Source organism: Bacillus sp. KNSH39, assembly GCF_052656585.1.
This window is the reverse complement of record NZ_JBQXYO010000001.1, coordinates 4,902,076-4,920,352: the sequence shown is the minus strand read 5'-3', so window position 1 is coordinate 4,920,352 and position 18,277 is coordinate 4,902,076. Positions and strand designations below refer to the sequence as shown.

The 18,277-nt window shown below is 35.9% G+C and carries 22 protein-coding genes; 9 read left to right on the top strand and 13 right to left on the bottom strand.

Translation table 11 applies throughout. The annotated features are described in order from the left end of the window. Positions 1–74: 74 nt before the first annotated feature. Complete coding sequence (locus ACUL40_RS25290; protein WP_000783808.1) at positions 75–242, bottom strand: hypothetical protein; 168 nt, start codon at positions 240–242, stop codon at positions 75–77. Positions 243–244: 2 nt separating this feature from the next. After that, positions 245–826 (bottom strand): TetR/AcrR family transcriptional regulator, encoded by a 582-nt coding sequence (locus tag ACUL40_RS25285; protein WP_000164838.1) that lies wholly within the window; start codon positions 824–826, stop codon positions 245–247. A 155-nt stretch (positions 827–981) separates the two neighbouring features. Between ACUL40_RS25285 and ACUL40_RS25280 the strand changes: the two genes are divergently transcribed. After that, positions 982–1,125 (top strand): YjcZ family sporulation protein, encoded by a 144-nt coding sequence (locus ACUL40_RS25280; protein ID WP_072769936.1) that lies wholly within the window; start codon positions 982–984, stop codon positions 1,123–1,125. 40 nt (positions 1,126–1,165) lie between these two features. On the opposite strand, the gene ecsC is transcribed toward ACUL40_RS25280, so the two are convergent. From ecsC to ecsA, 3 genes are read right to left on the bottom strand one after another with little or no spacing between them, the layout of a single operon-like run. Continuing rightward, on the bottom strand, positions 1,166–1,873 hold the full coding sequence (ecsC, locus tag ACUL40_RS25275; protein ID WP_000634142.1) for an ecs operon protein EcsC: 708 nt from the start codon (positions 1,871–1,873) through the stop codon (positions 1,166–1,168). Positions 1,874–1,886: 13 nt separating this feature from the next. After that, positions 1,887–3,098, bottom strand: coding sequence for an ABC transporter permease EcsB (gene ecsB / locus ACUL40_RS25270; protein ID WP_445422705.1), 1,212 nt, complete (start codon positions 3,096–3,098; stop codon positions 1,887–1,889). Continuing rightward, a complete protein-coding gene (ecsA, locus tag ACUL40_RS25265) occupies positions 3,091–3,834 on the bottom strand; it encodes an ABC transporter ATP-binding protein EcsA (protein ID WP_001292603.1) in 744 nt (247 codons plus the stop codon). Before ecsA ends, ecsB begins: the two co-directional genes overlap by 8 nt. 562 nt (positions 3,835–4,396) lie before the next feature. Between ecsA and ACUL40_RS25260 the strand changes: the two genes are divergently transcribed. The 3 genes from ACUL40_RS25260 to ACUL40_RS25250 all read left to right on the top strand — a co-directional run bounded on the left by ACUL40_RS25260 (position 4,397) and on the right by ACUL40_RS25250 (position 6,230). Then, positions 4,397–4,831 (top strand): HIT family protein, encoded by a 435-nt coding sequence (locus ACUL40_RS25260; protein WP_001016835.1) that lies wholly within the window; start codon positions 4,397–4,399, stop codon positions 4,829–4,831. 180 nt (positions 4,832–5,011) lie between these two features. Then, on the top strand, positions 5,012–5,374 hold the full coding sequence (locus tag ACUL40_RS25255; RefSeq protein WP_000030302.1) for a YtxH domain-containing protein: 363 nt from the start codon (positions 5,012–5,014) through the stop codon (positions 5,372–5,374). Positions 5,375–5,672: 298 nt separating this feature from the next. Then, positions 5,673–6,230 carry an HTH-type transcriptional regulator Hpr gene (locus tag ACUL40_RS25250; protein WP_000834924.1) on the top strand — a complete coding sequence of 186 codons (558 nt, stop codon included), beginning with the start codon at positions 5,673–5,675 and terminating at the stop codon, positions 6,228–6,230. Positions 6,231–6,235: 5 nt separating this feature from the next. On the opposite strand, the gene ACUL40_RS25245 is transcribed toward ACUL40_RS25250, so the two are convergent. Further along, complete coding sequence (locus ACUL40_RS25245) at positions 6,236–6,571, bottom strand: DUF1878 family protein (RefSeq protein WP_000383655.1); 336 nt, start codon at positions 6,569–6,571, stop codon at positions 6,236–6,238. Positions 6,572–6,686: 115 nt separating this feature from the next. Between ACUL40_RS25245 and ACUL40_RS25240 the strand changes: the two genes are divergently transcribed. Together ACUL40_RS25240 and prsA are read left to right on the top strand one after the other, a co-directional pair. Beyond that, positions 6,687–6,881, top strand: coding sequence for a hypothetical protein (locus ACUL40_RS25240; protein ID WP_000172690.1), 195 nt, complete (start codon positions 6,687–6,689; stop codon positions 6,879–6,881). Between the two features lie 423 nt (positions 6,882–7,304). After that, a complete protein-coding gene (gene prsA, locus ACUL40_RS25235; RefSeq protein WP_000710058.1) occupies positions 7,305–8,165 on the top strand; it encodes a peptidylprolyl isomerase PrsA in 861 nt (286 codons plus the stop codon). Between the two features lie 82 nt (positions 8,166–8,247). Here prsA and ACUL40_RS25230 read toward each other — a convergent pair whose 3' ends face one another. Next, a complete protein-coding gene (locus ACUL40_RS25230; protein WP_000521398.1) occupies positions 8,248–8,493 on the bottom strand; it encodes a hypothetical protein in 246 nt (81 codons plus the stop codon). A gap of 277 nt (positions 8,494–8,770) precedes the next feature. On the opposite strand from ACUL40_RS25230, the gene helD reads away from it, so the two are divergent. Next, the gene (gene helD, locus ACUL40_RS25225) at positions 8,771–11,104 is read left to right on the top strand and encodes an RNA polymerase recycling motor HelD (protein WP_445422706.1); all 2,334 of its coding nucleotides are present in this window, start codon (positions 8,771–8,773) and stop codon (positions 11,102–11,104) included. An 87-nt stretch (positions 11,105–11,191) separates the two neighbouring features. Further along, complete coding sequence (locus tag ACUL40_RS25220; protein ID WP_139846959.1) at positions 11,192–11,755, top strand: hypothetical protein; 564 nt, start codon at positions 11,192–11,194, stop codon at positions 11,753–11,755. Positions 11,756–11,856: 101 nt separating this feature from the next. On the opposite strand, the gene ACUL40_RS25215 is transcribed toward ACUL40_RS25220, so the two are convergent. From ACUL40_RS25215 to ACUL40_RS25205, 3 genes are read right to left on the bottom strand one after another with little or no spacing between them, the layout of a single operon-like run. Beyond that, positions 11,857–13,122 carry an FtsW/RodA/SpoVE family cell cycle protein gene (locus tag ACUL40_RS25215; protein ID WP_326037979.1) on the bottom strand — a complete coding sequence of 422 codons (1,266 nt, stop codon included), beginning with the start codon at positions 13,120–13,122 and terminating at the stop codon, positions 11,857–11,859. A 7-nt stretch (positions 13,123–13,129) separates the two neighbouring features. Continuing rightward, positions 13,130–13,537 (bottom strand): PadR family transcriptional regulator, encoded by a 408-nt coding sequence (locus ACUL40_RS25210; protein ID WP_229175149.1) that lies wholly within the window; start codon positions 13,535–13,537, stop codon positions 13,130–13,132. A gap of 4 nt (positions 13,538–13,541) precedes the next feature. After that, positions 13,542–14,075, bottom strand: coding sequence for a sigma-70 family RNA polymerase sigma factor (locus ACUL40_RS25205; protein WP_445422707.1), 534 nt, complete (start codon positions 14,073–14,075; stop codon positions 13,542–13,544). 612 nt (positions 14,076–14,687) lie between these two features. Between ACUL40_RS25205 and ACUL40_RS25200 the strand changes: the two genes are divergently transcribed. Next, positions 14,688–14,852 (top strand): hypothetical protein, encoded by a 165-nt coding sequence (locus ACUL40_RS25200; protein WP_000561154.1) that lies wholly within the window; start codon positions 14,688–14,690, stop codon positions 14,850–14,852. A 441-nt stretch (positions 14,853–15,293) separates the two neighbouring features. Here the strand turns inward: ACUL40_RS25200 and ACUL40_RS25195 are convergent, their stop codons facing one another. From ACUL40_RS25195 to glpD, 3 genes are all read right to left on the bottom strand, one after another. Further along, complete coding sequence (locus ACUL40_RS25195) at positions 15,294–16,070, bottom strand: VanZ family protein (RefSeq protein WP_001288376.1); 777 nt, start codon at positions 16,068–16,070, stop codon at positions 15,294–15,296. Then, a complete protein-coding gene (locus ACUL40_RS25190) occupies positions 16,063–16,395 on the bottom strand; it encodes a PadR family transcriptional regulator (protein WP_000356630.1) in 333 nt (110 codons plus the stop codon). Before ACUL40_RS25190 ends, ACUL40_RS25195 begins: the two co-directional genes overlap by 8 nt. Positions 16,396–16,509: 114 nt before the next feature. Next, complete coding sequence (gene glpD, locus ACUL40_RS25185; RefSeq protein WP_098255789.1) at positions 16,510–18,192, bottom strand: aerobic glycerol-3-phosphate dehydrogenase; 1,683 nt, start codon at positions 18,190–18,192, stop codon at positions 16,510–16,512. Positions 18,193–18,277: the final 85 nt, after the last annotated feature.

The following is an 18,277-nucleotide window of genomic DNA, read 5'->3' as shown; positions in this document are numbered from 1 at the left end:
CACTCCAAATCTAGTAATCTAATATATGAATACTCTTAATCTACATTTTACATAACTTTACAGAAAATTGAAATTTAATCTTCTTTCTTCTCAGGAATAAAATATCCGAACCAAAGTAACCAAATGAAACCGATTAACTTCATCCAACTTCCATCCGCTTGAAAAGCTTCAATCATACCTGGTATTTTATAAATCCCAATAAATCCAAGAAAACCGAGCCACCAGTTTTTTTGCATTTTCATCTTTACTCCTCCTTCATTACGTTTTTCACATTTCGAATCCAAATTTCTTTATACTTTAACTGGAATCCCATGAGCATATAGTTGCTCATATTATCGATCACAAGCGCTAGCGTATGAGCATTTTCTTCCGTTTCATGTTGTGACACAACGCCCAGTCTCGCGCCTTTCTTCAATAAATCGTGGAAACCATGCAAAAAATCCTCTTGTATTTCAAATAAACGTTTCTGATACTTTTCATTTCGTGATGCAGTTACGATAAATTCATTGATAACGCGTAGTATTCCTTCTTGCCCTTCATACTCAGAGAGCATATGTAAACCATCTGCGATTAGCTTTTCTGCAAAGTTTTCTTTCGTATACCGCTCTTCATTAAAGTACTTTGTAAAATGATAATCAGAAAAAATCTCTTCAAATAAAAAATCAACTAACGCTTCTTTAGAAGAAAAATGATAGTAAATAGCCGGTTTTGAAATACCTACCTCTTTCGCAATCATGGAAAGACTCATCTTCTCAATGCCGTGTTCTGCCATAAGTTTAAATGATGCCTCTACAATGTTCTGCGATGTTTGTAAATTCTTCGTCATACTGTACCTCACTTATTTTTACTTACCGTTCGGTAAGTAAATTATAAAACAAAACGAAATGATTTTCAATTTAGTTAGCACTACATAAGGTATTTATTGGAAAATACAGAAAGTTATAAAGTAAAAGCAACATATAACAATAAGGAGGATATCATATGAGACTTGGTGGTAATGGCGGTAGTGGTGGTAATGGCGGCGGTGAAGCGGGACAAGCTGGTAAGAGCGGATTTTCATTAATCATTGTACTTTTTATCGTATTGATTATAGTTGGAATTAGCTATATCGGACTTAGCTTCTAAGAAAAGGCGTCCTACATTACATATGTAGGACGCCTTGTTTTTAATCCCTATTCAGCAATCGCATACGATAGCAATTCATCGTCACTTCTCCAAGCCTTTGCAGTAATTGATAGTTCGCATATGCACCGACTGGGGCACCGATTACTGGTACGAGCTGAAGCATTTTCGCTAAATCAATATAGTCTCGGTACTCTGTTTGGAACTTTTCCCAGTCCATATGATTTTCTTTTTCTGTATCCCACGTTTCGATTGCTTTCCATATTTCTTTTCTGTGATCATCACTTGAAAAGGCAAGTTGGAAAACGTGAAGGATAAAAAGACGCTCTTCTTGTTTACTCGTATCAAATCCGTACAATGTCGCTGCATCGAATAAAAATTTAATTTTAATTGTAAGTAAAAGCGGAAAGTCAGCAAGACCGAGGAGAATACCACCAGCTCCAGTCCCTGCTCCTTCTGCCGCTGCTATTTTTTTGTACTCATCCATTTTTTTACGAACTTCATCGTCACGTCTTTGCAGTGACCATGTCGTCTCTTTTAGCTTCGGCTTTATAAAGTTTGACCCGGCGCTAATCGTTTGCACCATCATACGAATCGTCTCTGTTAGTACCTTTTGTACTTTCGCCGGAATGAGCTGTTGCACCTTCGTCTGCACTTTTTTGGAGAACCGTGTCATCATAGAAGAATCTTTCATGAATGTAGCTTTCCACTGCTCCAATTCTTTTATAACCTTCTCTTCGTATGTAATCATAGGTTCATTCCTTTCAATTTAAACGCTCAATGCGCTTCGCCCCGTATTGGTAAACGAAACCGATACTAAATAATATGCTTACGATAAGTAAAATTCCTGTCATCATGAAATCTTTCGTTGCTAGTGCAAATATAATTGTAAATATAACGCTACCTGTAATAAGAATTGCATTTAATAAAGTAAGAAAATCTTTCTTCTTCTCTTCTCCGCCTACTGGGTACAAATCAAGCCAAATTTTCATGCGGTGATGTTTCCATAAAGTTAATAGCTGATAACCGATTAAGTATAGGAAGATAAGGCTTACGATAAATCGTCCATATAAAAATGGAATGAAGTAAAGAATAACTCCGCCTAGAGCGAGCAGGCGCACATATAATCCAAAATAGTTACCTGATCTTAAAAATGTTCTCGTATATAAGTATAAATATGTACGCTTTTCGCCGATTATCGAAAGAATGAAATCCAGCCATTTTCGGCGAGATACTCTTTCTTTTAATGCTGGTACATCAACGAACATATTCGCGATGCGGTACAGCAGCATCATCTTCTTACCTTCTTCGGAAATTAAATACTCCCAGTTTAGTGGCTTTCCTTTGACCATTTGATGAATGATAGCAAGGTATAACACCATGAGAAGGACGATTCCACCAATGAAAAGAACTGAAGTACGTTCTACAAGGAAATATACAAATAAACCGTTTAGGATAAAACGAATAAACCAATCAGCCCTTTGTATATTTTGATCTGTTAAAAATGACTTTTCCCACGCTACAAATAAATTCCACGCTTTTACAATGACAAATGCGAGTACGATCCATATGTAGCCAGCTCCTGTTTGCTTCATTTGTTGGAAGTATAACGGAGCAAGCGCAGCTGCTACGATTGCGATTATGTATAACTGAATCATAAATGTAAAAAGAAATGCCTTTGTGAAGTAAGGTTTTAACTTTTCTTCAACTGGCAGTAAGTAAACGAGATCCGCTTCTTTTAATAACGTTTGAATGGATCCAGCCGTTAACACGAGTCCAATTAATACTGCCATTACGAGCGCAGTTGGAAACGAAGTTGTTAACGTTTGTAACCATTGCTGGTAATAATACGCTCCCGCACCGATGATGAACACGAAAATAAATTTCAAATGATCATTAAATACGTATTTACTATATGTACGAACTTCTTTTAGAAATTGACGAAATCGTTCTTTCCATAACGCTGTGCTATTCATAATCTTCTTCCTTCGTTAATGCAATGTAAATATCATCTAACGTTGCACCTGGCATATTAAACTGTGATTGCAGTTCAGATAGCGTTCCCTTCGCTCTTACTTCACCTTGATGCAAAATAATGAACGAATCACAATAACGCTCTGCCGTCGCTAAAATATGTGTGCTCATTAAAATACCGGCACCACTCTTTTTCATTTGGTCCATCATTTGAAGAAGGGATTGAATCGCTAACGGGTCTAATCCAACGAAAGGTTCATCTACTATGTAAAGAGATGGCTCCACTAAAAATGCGCTCATAATCATTACTTTTTGTTTCATCCCTTTTGAGAAATGAGATGGAAACCATTTTAAACGATTTTTCATACGAAACTCTTGTAGTAGTTGTCCTACACGTTCTTCATATTGTTTTTCATCCACGCCATACGCCATAGCTGTTAATTTCAAATGCTCTTCTAACGTTAATTCATCATATAATACCGGCGTTTCCGGAATAAATGAAAAGCTAGAACGGTACGCTGTCATATCATCACGAATTGTTTTCCCATTAATTGTGACAGTTCCTTTTTTCGGTTCCATTAAACCGATAATATGTTTAATCGTCGTACTTTTACCAGCTCCATTTAAACCGATTAAGCCGACAAGTTCGCCTTTATTAACAGAGAACGAAACGTCTTTTAATACAGGTCGTTTCGTATATCCTCCTGTAACATTTTCTACACGCAATAACTCGCTCATACGACACCACTTTCTTCATTAGTATTCATTCTATATTCATCTTACCAAAAATTATGCTGTACTACATAGTATCCATGTACTCAAAAAAAATTTTAAAATTTATTAGCATATAATTTCCCGAAAGCGGACATCATAATTATTGAAGAAGGAACACATTGAAAAAGCAACCACCAATTGATGAGTACAACAACATAGTGAAGTCATCATGAAATGGGGTGTCCAAGTTGGACAATGAAATTTACACATAACCAGATCATTTGTTTCATTTTCGAAACGGGGTGTCTCTGAAAGAGCATATACTGTTTTAAAAAATAAACAATTTCATTTTAAAAAAGATTGCAATTCATTTCACTTGAAAATGGGGTGTCTACGGCAGAAACTTTAGCCGATTTACCGTGCATTTCTTAAATAAATGAGGTGTCTGCGAAACGTAAATTACGATAATGCTTTTTCAATCCCTCTTCAGAAAACAGGAAGCTGAGTCAGCTTCCTGTTTTTCGTGTTTGTTCTCTTATGTAATTATGGTAAAATACGGCTAAGGATATTTGAAAGGATGAGATCAATGAATCATACAGCAGACAATTGTATTTTTTGTAAAATCATTGACGGGCAAATCCCTTGCTCAAAAGTATACGAAGATGAACATGTGCTTGCATTTTTAGATATTAGTCAAGTAACAAAAGGACATACTCTTGTTATTCCGAAAGTTCACAAACAAGACATTTTTGCGTTAACGCCAGAAATCGCATCACATATTTTTTCTGTCGTTCCAAAAATCGCAAATGCGATTAAAGCAGAGTTTAATCCAGTTGGCTTTAACCTACTTAACAATAATGGTGAAAAAGCTGGACAAACTGTGTTCCACTTCCACCTTCATTTAATTCCACGCTACGGTGAAAAAGATGGTTTCGGTGCTGTTTGGAAATCACACCAAAATGAATACACTATGGAAAATTTACAAAACATCGCAAGTACAATTGCAAATAGTGTGAAATAATGACACTATAAGAAGGCGTAATACATAACAAGCCACTTCCCTGAAGTCATCAAATTCCGCATGGCTTGTTTCTTCACCTAAAATGCTCAGGGATGATTGTTTGTGCATAGCACATATAAGAAAGATATGCATATTTTTTCACATCATGAATACGAACAAAAAATAAGGAGGTCTCCTTTTATGTCAAAAGCTAAATCCTTTATTACAGGTGTTATTTGCGGCGGAGCAGTTGCTGGACTAGCCGTTCTTTTCTCAACTCCTTCTTCTGGTAAAGACATGCGCGGCAAGTTAAAAGAAAAAGGAAATGATATTAAAAAGACTTTAGCTGATATTACAGCTGATACGAAATTATTAAAGCGTCAAATTGTTGAAACTGCTTCAGAAGGTAAAGAAGTGTTTCAAGAACTAAAAGATGACATGCAAGACACGCTTTCTAATTGGAAGCAAGATATTTCTCAAAACAAGCGCCATATTGAGAAAGAAATTTTGGACATCCAAAAGTCAATTGAGAAACTGCAAGAAGCTGTTCCAGAAAAAGCGTAAACAAATTCCTGCTTAGTTTTTTGCATATAACAAATATTTTTTATATAAATTGACCTTGACACGGCATATCGTATAGATATGCCGTGTTTTTATGCATTTACAATATATGTTATCAATTAACATGTAAGGACAACGCATGTATTCACGACTCATAAAACGCTTCCATAGTTATGCATGATTTGTATAGAATGTCATTTTGTTAAAAAATTTTCACAATTCTTACAAAAAGACTTTATTAATTTTTATTTTACTGGCATAATAGATAGTAATGAAAAAGAATGTTAAAGTGGGTGAGTAAATGAAAAGTGGAGAAAAAGATTACTCGGTAAAAGAAGCGATGATTTTCAGCCAACGCATTGCTCAATTATCGAAAGCGTTATGGAAATGTGTAGAGAAAGATTGGCAGCAGTGGATTAAACCTTACGATTTAAATATTAATGAACATCATATTTTAACAATCGCTTATCATTTAAAAGGGGCTTCTATTTCTGAGATTGCTAAGTTTGGAGTTATGCACGTATCAACGGCATTTAACTTCTCTAAAAAGCTAGAAGAACGCGGCTATCTTGTATTCTCAAAAAAGGAAGATGATAAACGAAATACGTACATTGAAATTACAGACAAAGGGGAAGAATTACTACTTCGCTTAATGGAGGAGTATGATCCTGAAAATAATTCAGTGTTTAACGGGGCTCTTGCACTTCGTAATTTTTATGGGAAGTTCCCAGAAAATATCGAACTGATTGCAATCCTGCGTAATATTTACGGACAAGACTTTATCGATATTTTTGAGAAATCATTAGAAGATATTGAAGAGAACTTTACAGAATCCGATCAAAAGTTAGTTAAGAAATAATCTATTTATTTTTTCGCAATCATGCTTAAGAATTCATTCATAAGCGGCTTAAATAAACCTTGTTTTGCTAGCGCTTCCGCAGTTTCGTGTACTTCGAGCTGATGTGGAAGCGCTTTTTCAAATTGATCTAACAGCGCATCGAACAAAAGAAGCCCTTCTGCTTTCTCCACTACATATTGCTCGTTCAGTTTTTCACAAAGATTTAGTATACGTTCAATATCTTTTTTACGAGCTTTTTTCTTTATGATCAAAGAATAAAATGGACACTTCTCTTCATCAATCATTTTAAATAGTAGGTCTACATAGTATTCAGCTTGTTCTAATCTTCTAACAACGTCCATTTTCTCCCTCACTTTCTAACACAAAGTCTTCTATTTCTGAATTTTGTAACACGAACAAAATATCGTGTGATACAATATATGTATATGTATTTTAGCCAAAAGGAGGTCTCGCCTCATGACACTTATAACAGTTGTTTTTGTCGCATTTGCACTTCTTGTTATATTTTACACGAATTTCATGACACATACACTGTGTGAACGAAAACAAATAGCTGCGAGCCGCCAGCCCGGTGTCTTTCGGGTTATTAATGTATGTATAACAATTTTATTAATTTCTAGTTATATAGAAATTATATTTCATGGAAAGTGAGGAAGGAAAGCCCCTTCCTCACTTTTTTCCTCTATAAGCAAATTATACCTACAATAACCAATAAAATAAACAGTACAAGTAATAAAATAAGTTGAGAATTCATCCCCATCCCCTCCTCTATTCTGTATATGCGGCATACGCCCAATATGGCACACTTTCAAAATCTGACACGTGCTGGTTAATTTTTCTTTATCAATATGAAAACGGTTCGAAATATGATATATTAAATTTTGTACATATTGCTTATACTATAGAACAAAACATTCATCAAAACTTTATCCTCAGCCTCGGTAAGCCCTGTTAAGCGCGCTTTACCAATATAAAAAAGCAAAAGTATCAGTGAGACTTAATCGGGCTCTTATGAATCAAAATTCATTGGTGTAGGATAAATTAAAAATACATAATAGTAGGAGTGTTTATCGAATGAAGAAAGCTATGCTTGCCTTAGCCGCAACAAGTGTAATCGCATTATCAGCATGTGGAACATCATCATCAGACAAAATTGTTACATCTAAAGCTGGTGACATTACAAAAGAAGAATTCTACGATCAAATGAAGACACAAGCTGGTAAACAAGTACTAAACAACATGGTTATGGAAAAAGTACTTATTAAAAACTACAAAGTTGAAGACAAAGATGTAGACAAAAAGTTCGATGAAATGAAAAAACAATACGGTGATCAATTCGATACACTATTAAAACAACAAGGTATTAAAGAAGAAACTATAAAAACTGGTGTGCGTGCTCAATTAGCTCAAGAAAAAGCTATCGAGAAAACAATCACTGATAAAGAACTAAAAGAAAACTACAAGCCTGAAATTAAAGCAAGCCACATTCTTGTAAAAGATGAAGCTACTGCGAAAAAGGTAAAAGAAGAACTTGGACAAGGTAAATCTTTCGAAGAGTTAGCGAAACAATACTCTGAAGATACTGGTTCAAAAGAAAAAGGCGGAGACCTTGGCTACTTTACTGCTGGTAAAATGGTTAAAGAATTCGAAGATGCTGCTTACAAGCTGAAAAAAGATGAAGTAAGCGAACCTGTGAAATCACAATTCGGTTACCACATCATTAAAGTAACAGACATTAAAGAACAAAAACCATTTGATGAAGTAAAAGGCGACATCAAAAAAGATCTAGTTCAGAAGAAAGCACAAGATGCTGCATTCATGAATGATCTTATGATGAAAGAAATCAAAAAAGCTGACGTAAAAGTTGACGATAAAGATTTAAAAGATCTTTTCGAAGAGAAAAAAGCTGACGATAAAAAAGAAGAAAAGAAATAATGAAGTAAAAAGCTTGGGCTTCGGCCCGAGCTTTTTTATGTATCCTCTTCGTTAACGAAAGTTTATTTTGTCATTCGTTTAACTAAAACCATCTTTTATGCATTTCACTTAAAAACATTTCTGTGATTCTAAATCCTGAACTTTCCCCTATAATAGAGTCAATCCCACAATACGGACAAACTGCTGTGTTATCATCATCCCACCACTCTGTAATTTTTTCTGGATGGAAAATTTCTAAACAATAGAAACAACCACATATAACATCCTTTTCTAAGTGCTTTCTATTACGAGAACAAAAACGATGTGCTTCCTCAAAATATTTTCCCATCAGTATCCCCCTATTCCTGATTGTTTCTATACTTTACTTAGATCATCCTCGGCAAAATTGCAATTATTTCTTACAGAAAAACAAAAAACCCTTGATTCACAACGCGTGGAACCAAGGGTTTATCTCATCATTATTGATTAAATTCAGAAACTATGTTAAATTAGTACAGAAACACGTTTTCTAAAATACACAGAACGTATTTATCCGTATCTTAATTGTACAACAAAACCTTTCTTCAGTCAACCTCTATTTTTCACTTTTAAAGGAGTGCTTACGTATGAACAAAAAACTTGATCAAGAGCAAAAACGATTGGATACCGTAATTGAAACGATTACGGAGCAAATTGATAAACTGGAAAACGAAACTGGAAGACGCCGGGCAGAAGTAATCAATATTCGTAAACACTTCTGGGATGACGTGAAAGTGAACACGGATACTTTTGATGATTATCTTGAAACAGTTATCAACTTAAGACAACAAGCTCAGTCACTAGCTGTCACACAAATTACCCATAAGCACACCTTTAATCGACTTGCCGCACTAAAACGCATGCATAAAGCACCTTATTTCGGACGAATTGATTTCAAAGAAGAAGGAGAATCTGCTGCGGATCAAATTTATATCGGTGTTGCTACACTTACGGATGCTAGCGGAGAAAACTTTCTTATATATGACTGGCGCGCACCTATTTCGAGTGTATACTACGATTATCCACCAGGACCAGCTGAGTACAGTACACCAGGAGGCGTAATCCACGGTAATGTGGAGAAAAAATTACAATACATTATTCAAAATGGCGAGATTGATTCTATGTTCGATACGAGCCTTACAATTGGCGATGAAATCTTGCAACAAGCGCTCGGAAAAGGTACGAACAAACATATGCAAAGTATCGTCGCTACAATTCAGCGTGAACAAAATGAAATTATTCGTCACGATGAAGGCCGACTCCTTATCGTGCAAGGAGCTGCTGGTAGTGGTAAAACGTCAGCTGCCCTGCAGCGAATCGCCTACTTACTGTATAAATATCGCGAATGGCTAAAAGCGGATCAAATTATTCTCTTCTCCCCTAACTCTATGTTCAATAGCTACGTTTCTAACGTACTACCTGAACTCGGCGAAGAAAATATGCAGCAAGTGACATTCCAAGAATATTTAAATCATAGACTGAGTAAGTCATTTGACGTTGAAGACCCTTATGAGCAATTAGAATATATGCTAACTGAAACAAATAGCCCTACCTATAAAACGAGAAATGCGAGCATCCGATTTAAAGCATCCACTCAATTTTTCGAGATGATTAGAGCGTACAGACAATCTCTTGAATCTTCAGGTATGCTATTTAGAGGAATGAAATTTAGAGGGAAACTAATCGCCTCAGCTAAAGAAATTACAGAGCAATTTTACAATACAGACTCCTCCCTCCGTTTCAATAATAGAATTGAAAAGTTAACGGATTGGCTAAATAAGCAAATAGATGCACTTGAAAAAGCAGAACTGAAAAAGCCTTGGGTAGAAGAAGAAATTGAACTACTTAGTAAAGACGAATATCAAAAGGCTTATAAATACTTGCAGAAAAAAGGCGAGTTTGACGACAACTCCTTTAATGATTTTGAGAAAGAAGCGAAAGTACTCGGACGTATGATTGTCCGTAAAAAAATGAAGCCACTTCGTAAAGGCGTTCAAACATTGCGTTTCATCAATTTTACAGGCATATATAAACAACTTTTCACAGATGCATCATGGGTTACTGGGGAAAAACCGAAAGAATGGGATGACATTTGCTCATTAACAGTAAACATGCTTGATGAAGGAAAGCTATATTACGAGGATGCGACTCCATTTTTACTTTTAAAAGAATTAATTGAAGGCTTCCAAACGAACAGATCGATTAAACACGTACTCGTAGATGAAGCACAAGATTACTCTCCGTTCCAGTTCGAGTTTTTAAAACGTCTCTTCCCTGCCGCAAAAATGACGGTACTCGGAGACTTTAACCAAGCGATATTTGCCCATGCGAGTGAAACGGTGAATTTCGATACACTTACGAATTTATACGGGCCAGACGAAACAAACGGCATTAACTTAACTCGTAGCTATCGCTCAACAAAACCGATTATTGAATTTACACGTGCTCTCGTACCGGAAGGGAAGAACATTCACGCCTTTGAACGTGACGGCGCGAAACCTACAGTGACGAAAGTAGCTAATCACAACGAACTACACGAACATATTACTGCTAAAGTTGCTGAACTACAAAAAGAGCAGCACAATACGATCGCAATTATATGTAAATCTGCGGCTGAAAGCGCCGCTGCTTACGAAGCACTTAATCATATCGAGAATATTAAACTCGTGAAGAGTAACTCAGCCGAGTATGAGCAAGGCGTCGTCGTGATCCCTGCTTATTTAGCGAAGGGTATCGAATTTGATGCTGTTATTATTTACGATGCTTCTAAAGATGTGTACAGCGATGAGAGCGTTCGTAGATTGTTCTACACTGCTTGTACGCGTGCAATGCATGAATTGCACCTTTATAGCGTTGGTGAGGTTAGTCCTTTTGTGCTTGGGGCTGATTCGGATAGTTTTGAGCTTATTACAACACCTTGATAACAATCAAGGTGTTTTCTTTTTATGCAGGACTTACACCTTTAAAGTAGAATATATCAGTTTAGAAAAAAATTAAGGAGCGAAAAGATGAACCACTATTTTATTGCTATTTATGACGGTGAGTTTCCTACCGAAAAATTACATACCATTTTACAATCTAAGCACACTTTTACTGACCTAAACGTCCGCACCATTTCAATCTCCTCACCAAGACCTTTCACATTATTAGTTTGCGAAGAACATCGTGCACTCACAACTGGACTTACAGACAAATACCACTCATTAACGAAAGAGTTGCAAACACTTGAGCAGCAAGAAAAGTACTACTATGTATACGATTATAAAATTAGAAAGAACATCGAGAATCCTATCCAAAAATGCTTTCCATTCGCACAAATCCATATAAGTGTTACGAAATTCCATCAAATGATTCAAAAAGTAAAAGACTTAAAACGACCTGTATTTGCAGGTTATAACATCGTCTCTCATGATGCAGACATACTTACGATTGATGTACTTCTTTCTTCACCTTTACTAGATCCTAACACTTCCGAAAAAGATGCGGAAGAATACTCTTATTTACAGCAACTAACTGAATCAATCTCTCGTTCTGAATTATGTATTTCTGTTAAAGAGAGTGCACTTATTTAAACACGAAAAGAGGGTTATTTATCATAACCCTCTTCTACTATCTATTTCCGTTTGTACTTGATCATAATAATGAATTCTTTTATATGCAACTTATATAAGTATCAAGGTGTTTTTCTAATTCTGAATGAAATACCCTTACGTCTATATACACTCAGCACAATCCCCATTATAAGCGCATGAAATACAGTCGGCGTTAATCCATAACTAATAAAAGGTAAGGATATAGCAGCAAGCGGCAATAATCCTAGTATCATTCCAACATTATAAATGAACTGGAATACAAAAAGAGTCAATCCACCAACGAGCAGCAATTTACCGTACCGATCATTTATTTTATAAGAGATGACTATTAATCTTGCTACAAAAAGAGAAAGAACAAAGACAAGAATTAACGCAAGCCAATACCCATAATAGTAAGTCAAACTTGCAAATACAAAATCAGTATCCGGAGCAGGGATGAATTTTGTATCTCCAGATGTACCAAACCAACCTGCTGATGACATTACCTCTTTTAATCGTATATACATAAATCCTGCGCCACCTGCATCACTCTCAGGATTTAAATACCCTAAAAGTCTATCTAAGTGGTATCCTGAAGACCATGATACGGATACCTTGATAACAAATAAACAAATAGGTACAATCGTAATAATCAACGACGTTTTCTTTCCTAGCTTACTCCACCAAAGCATAACGAATACCATCGTAATATAGATAAAAATTGACGAAAGGGTGGATACAATCAAAAATAAATACAAAGAAAATAAATATAAAACCACAAGATGTATAATCTTTAACCTACTATCATTAAAAAAAGAAGCCCAAGCTAAAAAAAAGAAAGGCACTGCCATTAGACAGTCAATTGCAATTGGGCCGATTTGTATTAACGATTCTCCAATCATTGAAGCGTTTGGAAAACAGTATAGCATTAACAGGACAACTACTCCGATTATATAAAACAACCATCCCATTCTCTCTAATTTCCGATAATCAAGTAACATCATTCCAATCGCTGTTACAACACCGAGAATAACAAATATCACCTTATTTATTATTACATCATTCGTATATCCAAAAACTAAAACCGGCAAAAACCCTAATCCCATCGCAGCCACTAATAAACCAATTAAGAACCAATCCACCTTTGGCTTATGAAGTTTGTTAAGTTCCCGGCCAAGTTTAATCGGACTCCCCATTTGTTCAACAGCCTTATCTTCAGCAACTTCCTCACTTAAGCCTTTCTCTACCCACATATTTTTCGTCTGTTTCAAGTGAAAATCTAGTTCCGTTGCTACTAAGTCCTTCGCTTCTTTTGATTTAATATGGTTCGTAACTTCTTTTAAAAAACGCTCCCCTTTTTTGTTCAATTTTTTCTCACTCCTGTACTAATCCTTTTAATATAAATCGTGCCTTCGTAGCATTCTTCTCTGCCTTTCGCAGCATCTTGTTTCCTTTATCATTTAATTGATAATATTTAGCTCCTGCGTGATCCCAGCTAGATTGGATAAAGCGATTCTGTTCTAAACGATGTAATAAAGTGTATAGAGACCCTTCATCACCTTCGAATTTTTGAATCCCTCTCCCTCTTAGCAACTGCATCAATTCATAACCTGTTTTTTCATTCATAAGAAGTTGTAACACTGCTAAAAGGATATCTTCTTCCTTTTCGGACGATTGCTTAATTTTTTCGCGCACCTGCTTCTGGTTTTGATCAGAAAAACTCAAATGTTTAAACGTTGTGTTCTCCATTGATTTTCGCAAGCCTTTTAATCGGTCTTCCATTTGATTATTCCTCCAATCCTTTCTTCAAAAGCTCCTTCGCTTTTTTCAGTCTCGTTTTTATCGTGTTTTCCTTCACTTCTATTACCGTAGCAACCTCTTTAATTGATAATTCCTCATAATAAAATAGATAAATAACTTCTCGATATTTTATCGGTAAATTCATTACTGCAGAAGCCAGTTCACGATCCTCCGCATTTTGAATGACTGTTTGTTCGACACTTTCTTTTTGACTCTCCATATACGTAAAGTCATCCTCTGTAACGATAACTTTTTTGTTATACCAACTTTTTAAATAGTCCTTACAATGATTGATTGCAATTCTCCATAACCATGTTTTTAAGTTCGAATTCCCTTTATATGTATGAAGAGATTTATAGCATTTCACAAATATATCTTGCGTTAAATCCTCCACAACTTCTTTATTGTTTACATATGAATACACAAGTTGCAGCACTTCTTGCCCATACTTGTTCATAATTTCATCGATAAGGAGTTCCTTATCTTCTATTTCAAACGCTTCTATCGTTAATTCATCCATAGCATTCCCTCCTTCCCATATATTAGACGATGCACTGTATGGAAAAGTTTTATAAATGTATAAAAAAATACGATCGGCAATCACATTTTTTATAAAGCACTTCCTCAGTAAATTACATATAATAAACCGAATAGTCGTTACAATGCATTCACCTAAAGAGCGTCTTTCTCCCAAGGCGCTCTTTAAGTTTGCAATACGGATTTTGTCTTAGTTTTATATCATCAAGATCCCCCTCATCGCTAAATTAAAAAGAGAACCGATTTAATCGAGTCCTCCTTCTTTCTAACGCTCATTTAAAGAATCTAATATATCATGGCCATACAAAGATGAATCGATAATATCAAAACTAATACATTCTTCATACAAGTGTAGCATTTAAACTTCTATACATAACGCAATGGAATGAAAACCTTAACTTGTAGGAAACTCATAAACAGGTTATATATGATAAACCACAATTTACACAACCACCATTTAAAACTAGGGCTTTTCATCCATATATCTTGTTCCCTATTTTAAAACATAATACAATTAAAATGTAACTTAATAAGCTATAACTAGTAGGTGTGGCAATCATCTCTTCCATTTTGAAAAAAGGGGGGAGGTGATAATATGATCGCGATGTTTGTAATTAAATTAGTGTATGGTATCCTAACCGGAGCTGGCGTTGTCATCGGTAGAAGATACGTCGGTCCGTGGCTAATTTCTGTATACAAAAAAGCGAGAACCACCCTGCTTCGTGGAAAAGGTAAGGGCGGTTCTCGGCTAAAACGTTAATGTAATTGTCTTATAACCGCACCTACTACCACCACAATAGCAAGTTAGGTTACAAAGGCAGAAGTTTCTCAGGCTTCTGTCTTCTTTATTTTATGCAAAATTCATACTAAATACTCTATCATCATTGTAACACATTTTATTTATTTTTAGTCAAGAGAAAAAACCAACTAAAGGCTCCCCTTCAGTTGGTTTTCTATTTTACGCTAAAGCAGCCGCCTGTTCTTGTTGTTCTAGACTTTTTCTAGTTCAGCTGTGCCGCTCTCATCATTTATAGCACCAATAAAGACGGATTATGGACCCGCTTCATAACAGTAGGATTAAACAAGGAACAACACCTATTACGAATATAAAAAATCCTCTCACTACATAGTACCTATGTTTTCAGCGATACTCTATTACCATCAAATTAAATTTGTATAATTTAAACTACAGAATAGCGAGCTAATTTTCAAATATCTTCTTTCGCATAACCTTAAATTTATTATCCAGTTGCATTATGCTTATAAATAAAAGATATCCTACCGACGCACCGAGCATATTTATAGCAATCCGCCACACATCAAAAACATCAGACAAAGTTAGTAAATGTAATATCTCCCAAACAAGAAAGGTCATAACATACCACTTACGAGCTTTCTTATAGTTAGTCACTTTATTAATGAGCACTGGAACGAAAAATCCGAATGGAACTACTAATATTATATGTTGTAAAACGCTTAACCAATAAGTTGAGTTTCCCCAAGGACCTGGATGTGCAATAAAATCTTTAACTTGCCAAAGTGTTATTCCAAAAAGTTGTAATAACGTTTCTAAATCAGATATATGTAAAAATTGCTGCCAAAATTCAATGGGATGATAGACAGTCCCACCACCTGTCAAACTGCGAACAGAGTCAAATGTAGAAGTTGAAATAAACGTTCCTAAAAAGACAATAAAACAAATGATTATATAAGGAATACATAAAATTTTTGATAATACCTTTAATGGCCTAGGAACTTCGTATACCGATTTATTAATCTCTACGCCAATAACTTTTGATTCTCCAAAACTTTGAATCGCTTTATAAATCGCTTCTTTTTCATTCATACCTTGTTCCATATATTCTTCTTTCAAACTGTTCAAGTGATCATACATTTCTAGAAATAACTCATCCTGTTCAATATCACTAAGTTCTGAATAGGCTAAAATAGACTTAATATACTCGTCAAATTCACTCATAAATAACTCCTTTCTGACAAGCTTGAATTAATGCTGTTACACTCTCCCAAGAGTTCACTTTCTTCTGCAATTCTTTTTTCCCTTTATCTGTAATAGTATAAAATTTCCTTTTCATCCCATTCTCAGATTCATTCCAATAAGATTCAAGAAACTCCTTTTTCTCTAATCTCTTTAAAGCAGGATACAAAGTTCCCTGTCCCATACTATACAAATCTTCACTTGCATCCTTTAAACTTTGAGCTATTTCGTATCCGTATGTATCACGTTTTGCAATGATAGAAAGTAATAAAATATCTATACTTCCCTTCAAGATTTCTTTGTCCAACAATACCACCACCTTATATACATAGTATAACAACATATGTCGTTATGCAACATAGTTAGAAAAATACCCCATAAAAAAACCACCTAAAGGCTCCCCTTCAGGTGGTTCTCTATTTTACGCTAACGCAGCTGCCTGTTCTTGTTGATCTACAGGAATTACAGCGTCTGTTAATGCTTTTTCTAATTCAGCTGTGTATTTCATTTGCTCTTCTTTACTCCAGCCTAGTTTCGCAGCCATGTAGTTGATTACTGCTTCTTTCCACTCGTATACCCAGTGGATATTGAAGAATACAGCGCCTCTACGGCGTACGAAGAAGTCAACTGGTTTTGCTGTCATTTCGTAATCCATTGCGTATACAAGCGGGATTAGAACGTCTAGTGGCATGTTGTATTCTTTCGCTTCGTCTTTATGTTTTTTCGCTAAATCAAATAGTACGTCAACGTTAGAGCCGTAGAATTTCGCGAATTCTTCTGCTTGTGCTGTTGTTAAACCATATTTCGTACCTTCGCCAGCTTTTTTCGCAACGAATGCTGGGAATCCGCGTGAACCATCTACATGTCCACCAGAGATTGGCATATGTTTCGTGTCGCTCTTCGGATATGCGCTATGACCTTCTTTTTGTAGTAAGTTCGTTACGTAGTCTACTACCATTTCAGCCATTTTGCGGTATCCAGTTAATTTACCACCTGCGATTGTAATTAAACCAGATTCAGAAGTCCAAATTTCGTCTTTACGAGAAATTTCAGATGCACTCTTACCTTCTTCGTAAATTAACGGACGTACACCAGCCCAGCTTGATTCGATGTCTTTCTCTGTAATTTTCACGCTTGGGAACATGTAGTTAATCGCATTAATAATATACGTGCGATCTTCTGTTGTCATTTGTGGTACAGCTGCGTCTTTATCATAGAACGTATCTGTTGTACCTACATATGTTTTTCCGCCGCGTGGAATCGCGAACACCATACGTTTATCTGGTGTATCGAAGTAAATCGCTTGACCTAATGGGAAACGTTTTTGATCAATTACTAAGTGAACACCTTTTGATAACTGAAGTACTTTTCCTTTTTTCGAGTTATCTTTTTCACGAAGTGTATCTACCCAAGGGCCAGCTGCGTTTACAATTTTCTTACCGTAAACTTCGTACACTTCACCGTCTAGTAAATCGATTACACGTACACCGCATACTTTTCCATCTTTATATAAGAAACTGTCTACTTTTGCGTAGTTAACAGCTTTCGCACCATGCTCAATTGCTTCTTTCATTACTTCAATTGTAAGACGCGCATCGTCTGTACGATATTCTACGTAGTAACCGCCGCCTTTTAATCCTTCTTTTTTTACAAGAGGCTCTTTGTTTAGCGTTTCTTCACGGTTAAACATCTTTCTGCGCTCGCTTCGTTTTACACCTGCTAAGAAGTCGTATACACGAAGACCAATTGATGTACTAAATGATCCGAACGTACCGCCTGTATGGAACGGAAGTAACATCCACTCTGGTGTTGTTACATGGGGACCGTTCTCATATACGATCGCACGCTCTTTCCCCACCTCTGCTACCATTTTCACTTCAAGTTGTTTTAAATAACGTAGACCACCGTGTACAAGCTTCGTTGAACGACTTGATGTACCTGCTGCAAAGTCCTGCATTTCAAACACAATTGTTGATAACCCGCGTGTTGCTCCATCTAATGCAATACCAGAACCAGTAATACCTCCACCAATTACGATCACATCTAACTCTTGTTTATTTACTCCGTTTAATACGTCTTTACGTTGTTTACTTGAAAATTTCATGGTAATTCCTCCCTTTGATAACGAAAAAAGAGACCACAAACTCCGCTATAGATTTCGCCTCTATAGCGCGTTGTGGTCTCTCCAA

Excerpts from the sequence above, each read along its gene's own strand:
- ACUL40_RS25220 (WP_139846959.1), top strand. The coding sequence starts at position 11,192 with ATGAACCACTATTTTATTGCTATTTATGACGGTGAGTTTCCTACCGAA.
- ACUL40_RS25210 (WP_229175149.1), bottom strand. The coding sequence starts at position 13,537 with ATGGAAGACCGATTAAAAGGCTTGCGAAAATCAATGGAGAACACAACG.
- ecsA (WP_001292603.1), bottom strand. The coding sequence starts at position 3,834 with ATGAGCGAGTTATTGCGTGTAGAAAATGTTACAGGAGGATATACGAAA.
- ACUL40_RS25285 (WP_000164838.1), bottom strand. The coding sequence starts at position 826 with ATGACGAAGAATTTACAAACATCGCAGAACATTGTAGAGGCATCATTT.
- ACUL40_RS25260 (WP_001016835.1), top strand. The coding sequence starts at position 4,397 with ATGAATCATACAGCAGACAATTGTATTTTTTGTAAAATCATTGACGGG.
- ACUL40_RS25240 (WP_000172690.1), top strand. The coding sequence starts at position 6,687 with ATGACACTTATAACAGTTGTTTTTGTCGCATTTGCACTTCTTGTTATA.
- ACUL40_RS25230 (WP_000521398.1), bottom strand. The coding sequence starts at position 8,493 with ATGGGAAAATATTTTGAGGAAGCACATCGTTTTTGTTCTCGTAATAGA.
- ecsB (WP_445422705.1), bottom strand. The coding sequence starts at position 3,098 with ATGAATAGCACAGCGTTATGGAAAGAACGATTTCGTCAATTTCTAAAA.
- ACUL40_RS25280 (WP_072769936.1), top strand. The coding sequence starts at position 982 with ATGAGACTTGGTGGTAATGGCGGTAGTGGTGGTAATGGCGGCGGTGAA.
- ACUL40_RS25290 (WP_000783808.1), bottom strand. The coding sequence starts at position 242 with ATGAAAATGCAAAAAAACTGGTGGCTCGGTTTTCTTGGATTTATTGGG.
- helD (WP_445422706.1), top strand. The coding sequence starts at position 8,771 with ATGAACAAAAAACTTGATCAAGAGCAAAAACGATTGGATACCGTAATT.
- ACUL40_RS25255 (WP_000030302.1), top strand. The coding sequence starts at position 5,012 with ATGTCAAAAGCTAAATCCTTTATTACAGGTGTTATTTGCGGCGGAGCA.
- ACUL40_RS25250 (WP_000834924.1), top strand. The coding sequence starts at position 5,673 with ATGAAAAGTGGAGAAAAAGATTACTCGGTAAAAGAAGCGATGATTTTC.
- ACUL40_RS25205 (WP_445422707.1), bottom strand. The coding sequence starts at position 14,075 with ATGGATGAATTAACGATAGAAGCGTTTGAAATAGAAGATAAGGAACTC.
- prsA (WP_000710058.1), top strand. The coding sequence starts at position 7,305 with ATGAAGAAAGCTATGCTTGCCTTAGCCGCAACAAGTGTAATCGCATTA.
- ecsC (WP_000634142.1), bottom strand. The coding sequence starts at position 1,873 with ATGATTACATACGAAGAGAAGGTTATAAAAGAATTGGAGCAGTGGAAA.
- ACUL40_RS25200 (WP_000561154.1), top strand. The coding sequence starts at position 14,688 with ATGATCGCGATGTTTGTAATTAAATTAGTGTATGGTATCCTAACCGGA.
- glpD (WP_098255789.1), bottom strand. The coding sequence starts at position 18,192 with ATGAAATTTTCAAGTAAACAACGTAAAGACGTATTAAACGGAGTAAAT.
- ACUL40_RS25245 (WP_000383655.1), bottom strand. The coding sequence starts at position 6,571 with ATGGACGTTGTTAGAAGATTAGAACAAGCTGAATACTATGTAGACCTA.
- ACUL40_RS25195 (WP_001288376.1), bottom strand. The coding sequence starts at position 16,070 with ATGAGTGAATTTGACGAGTATATTAAGTCTATTTTAGCCTATTCAGAA.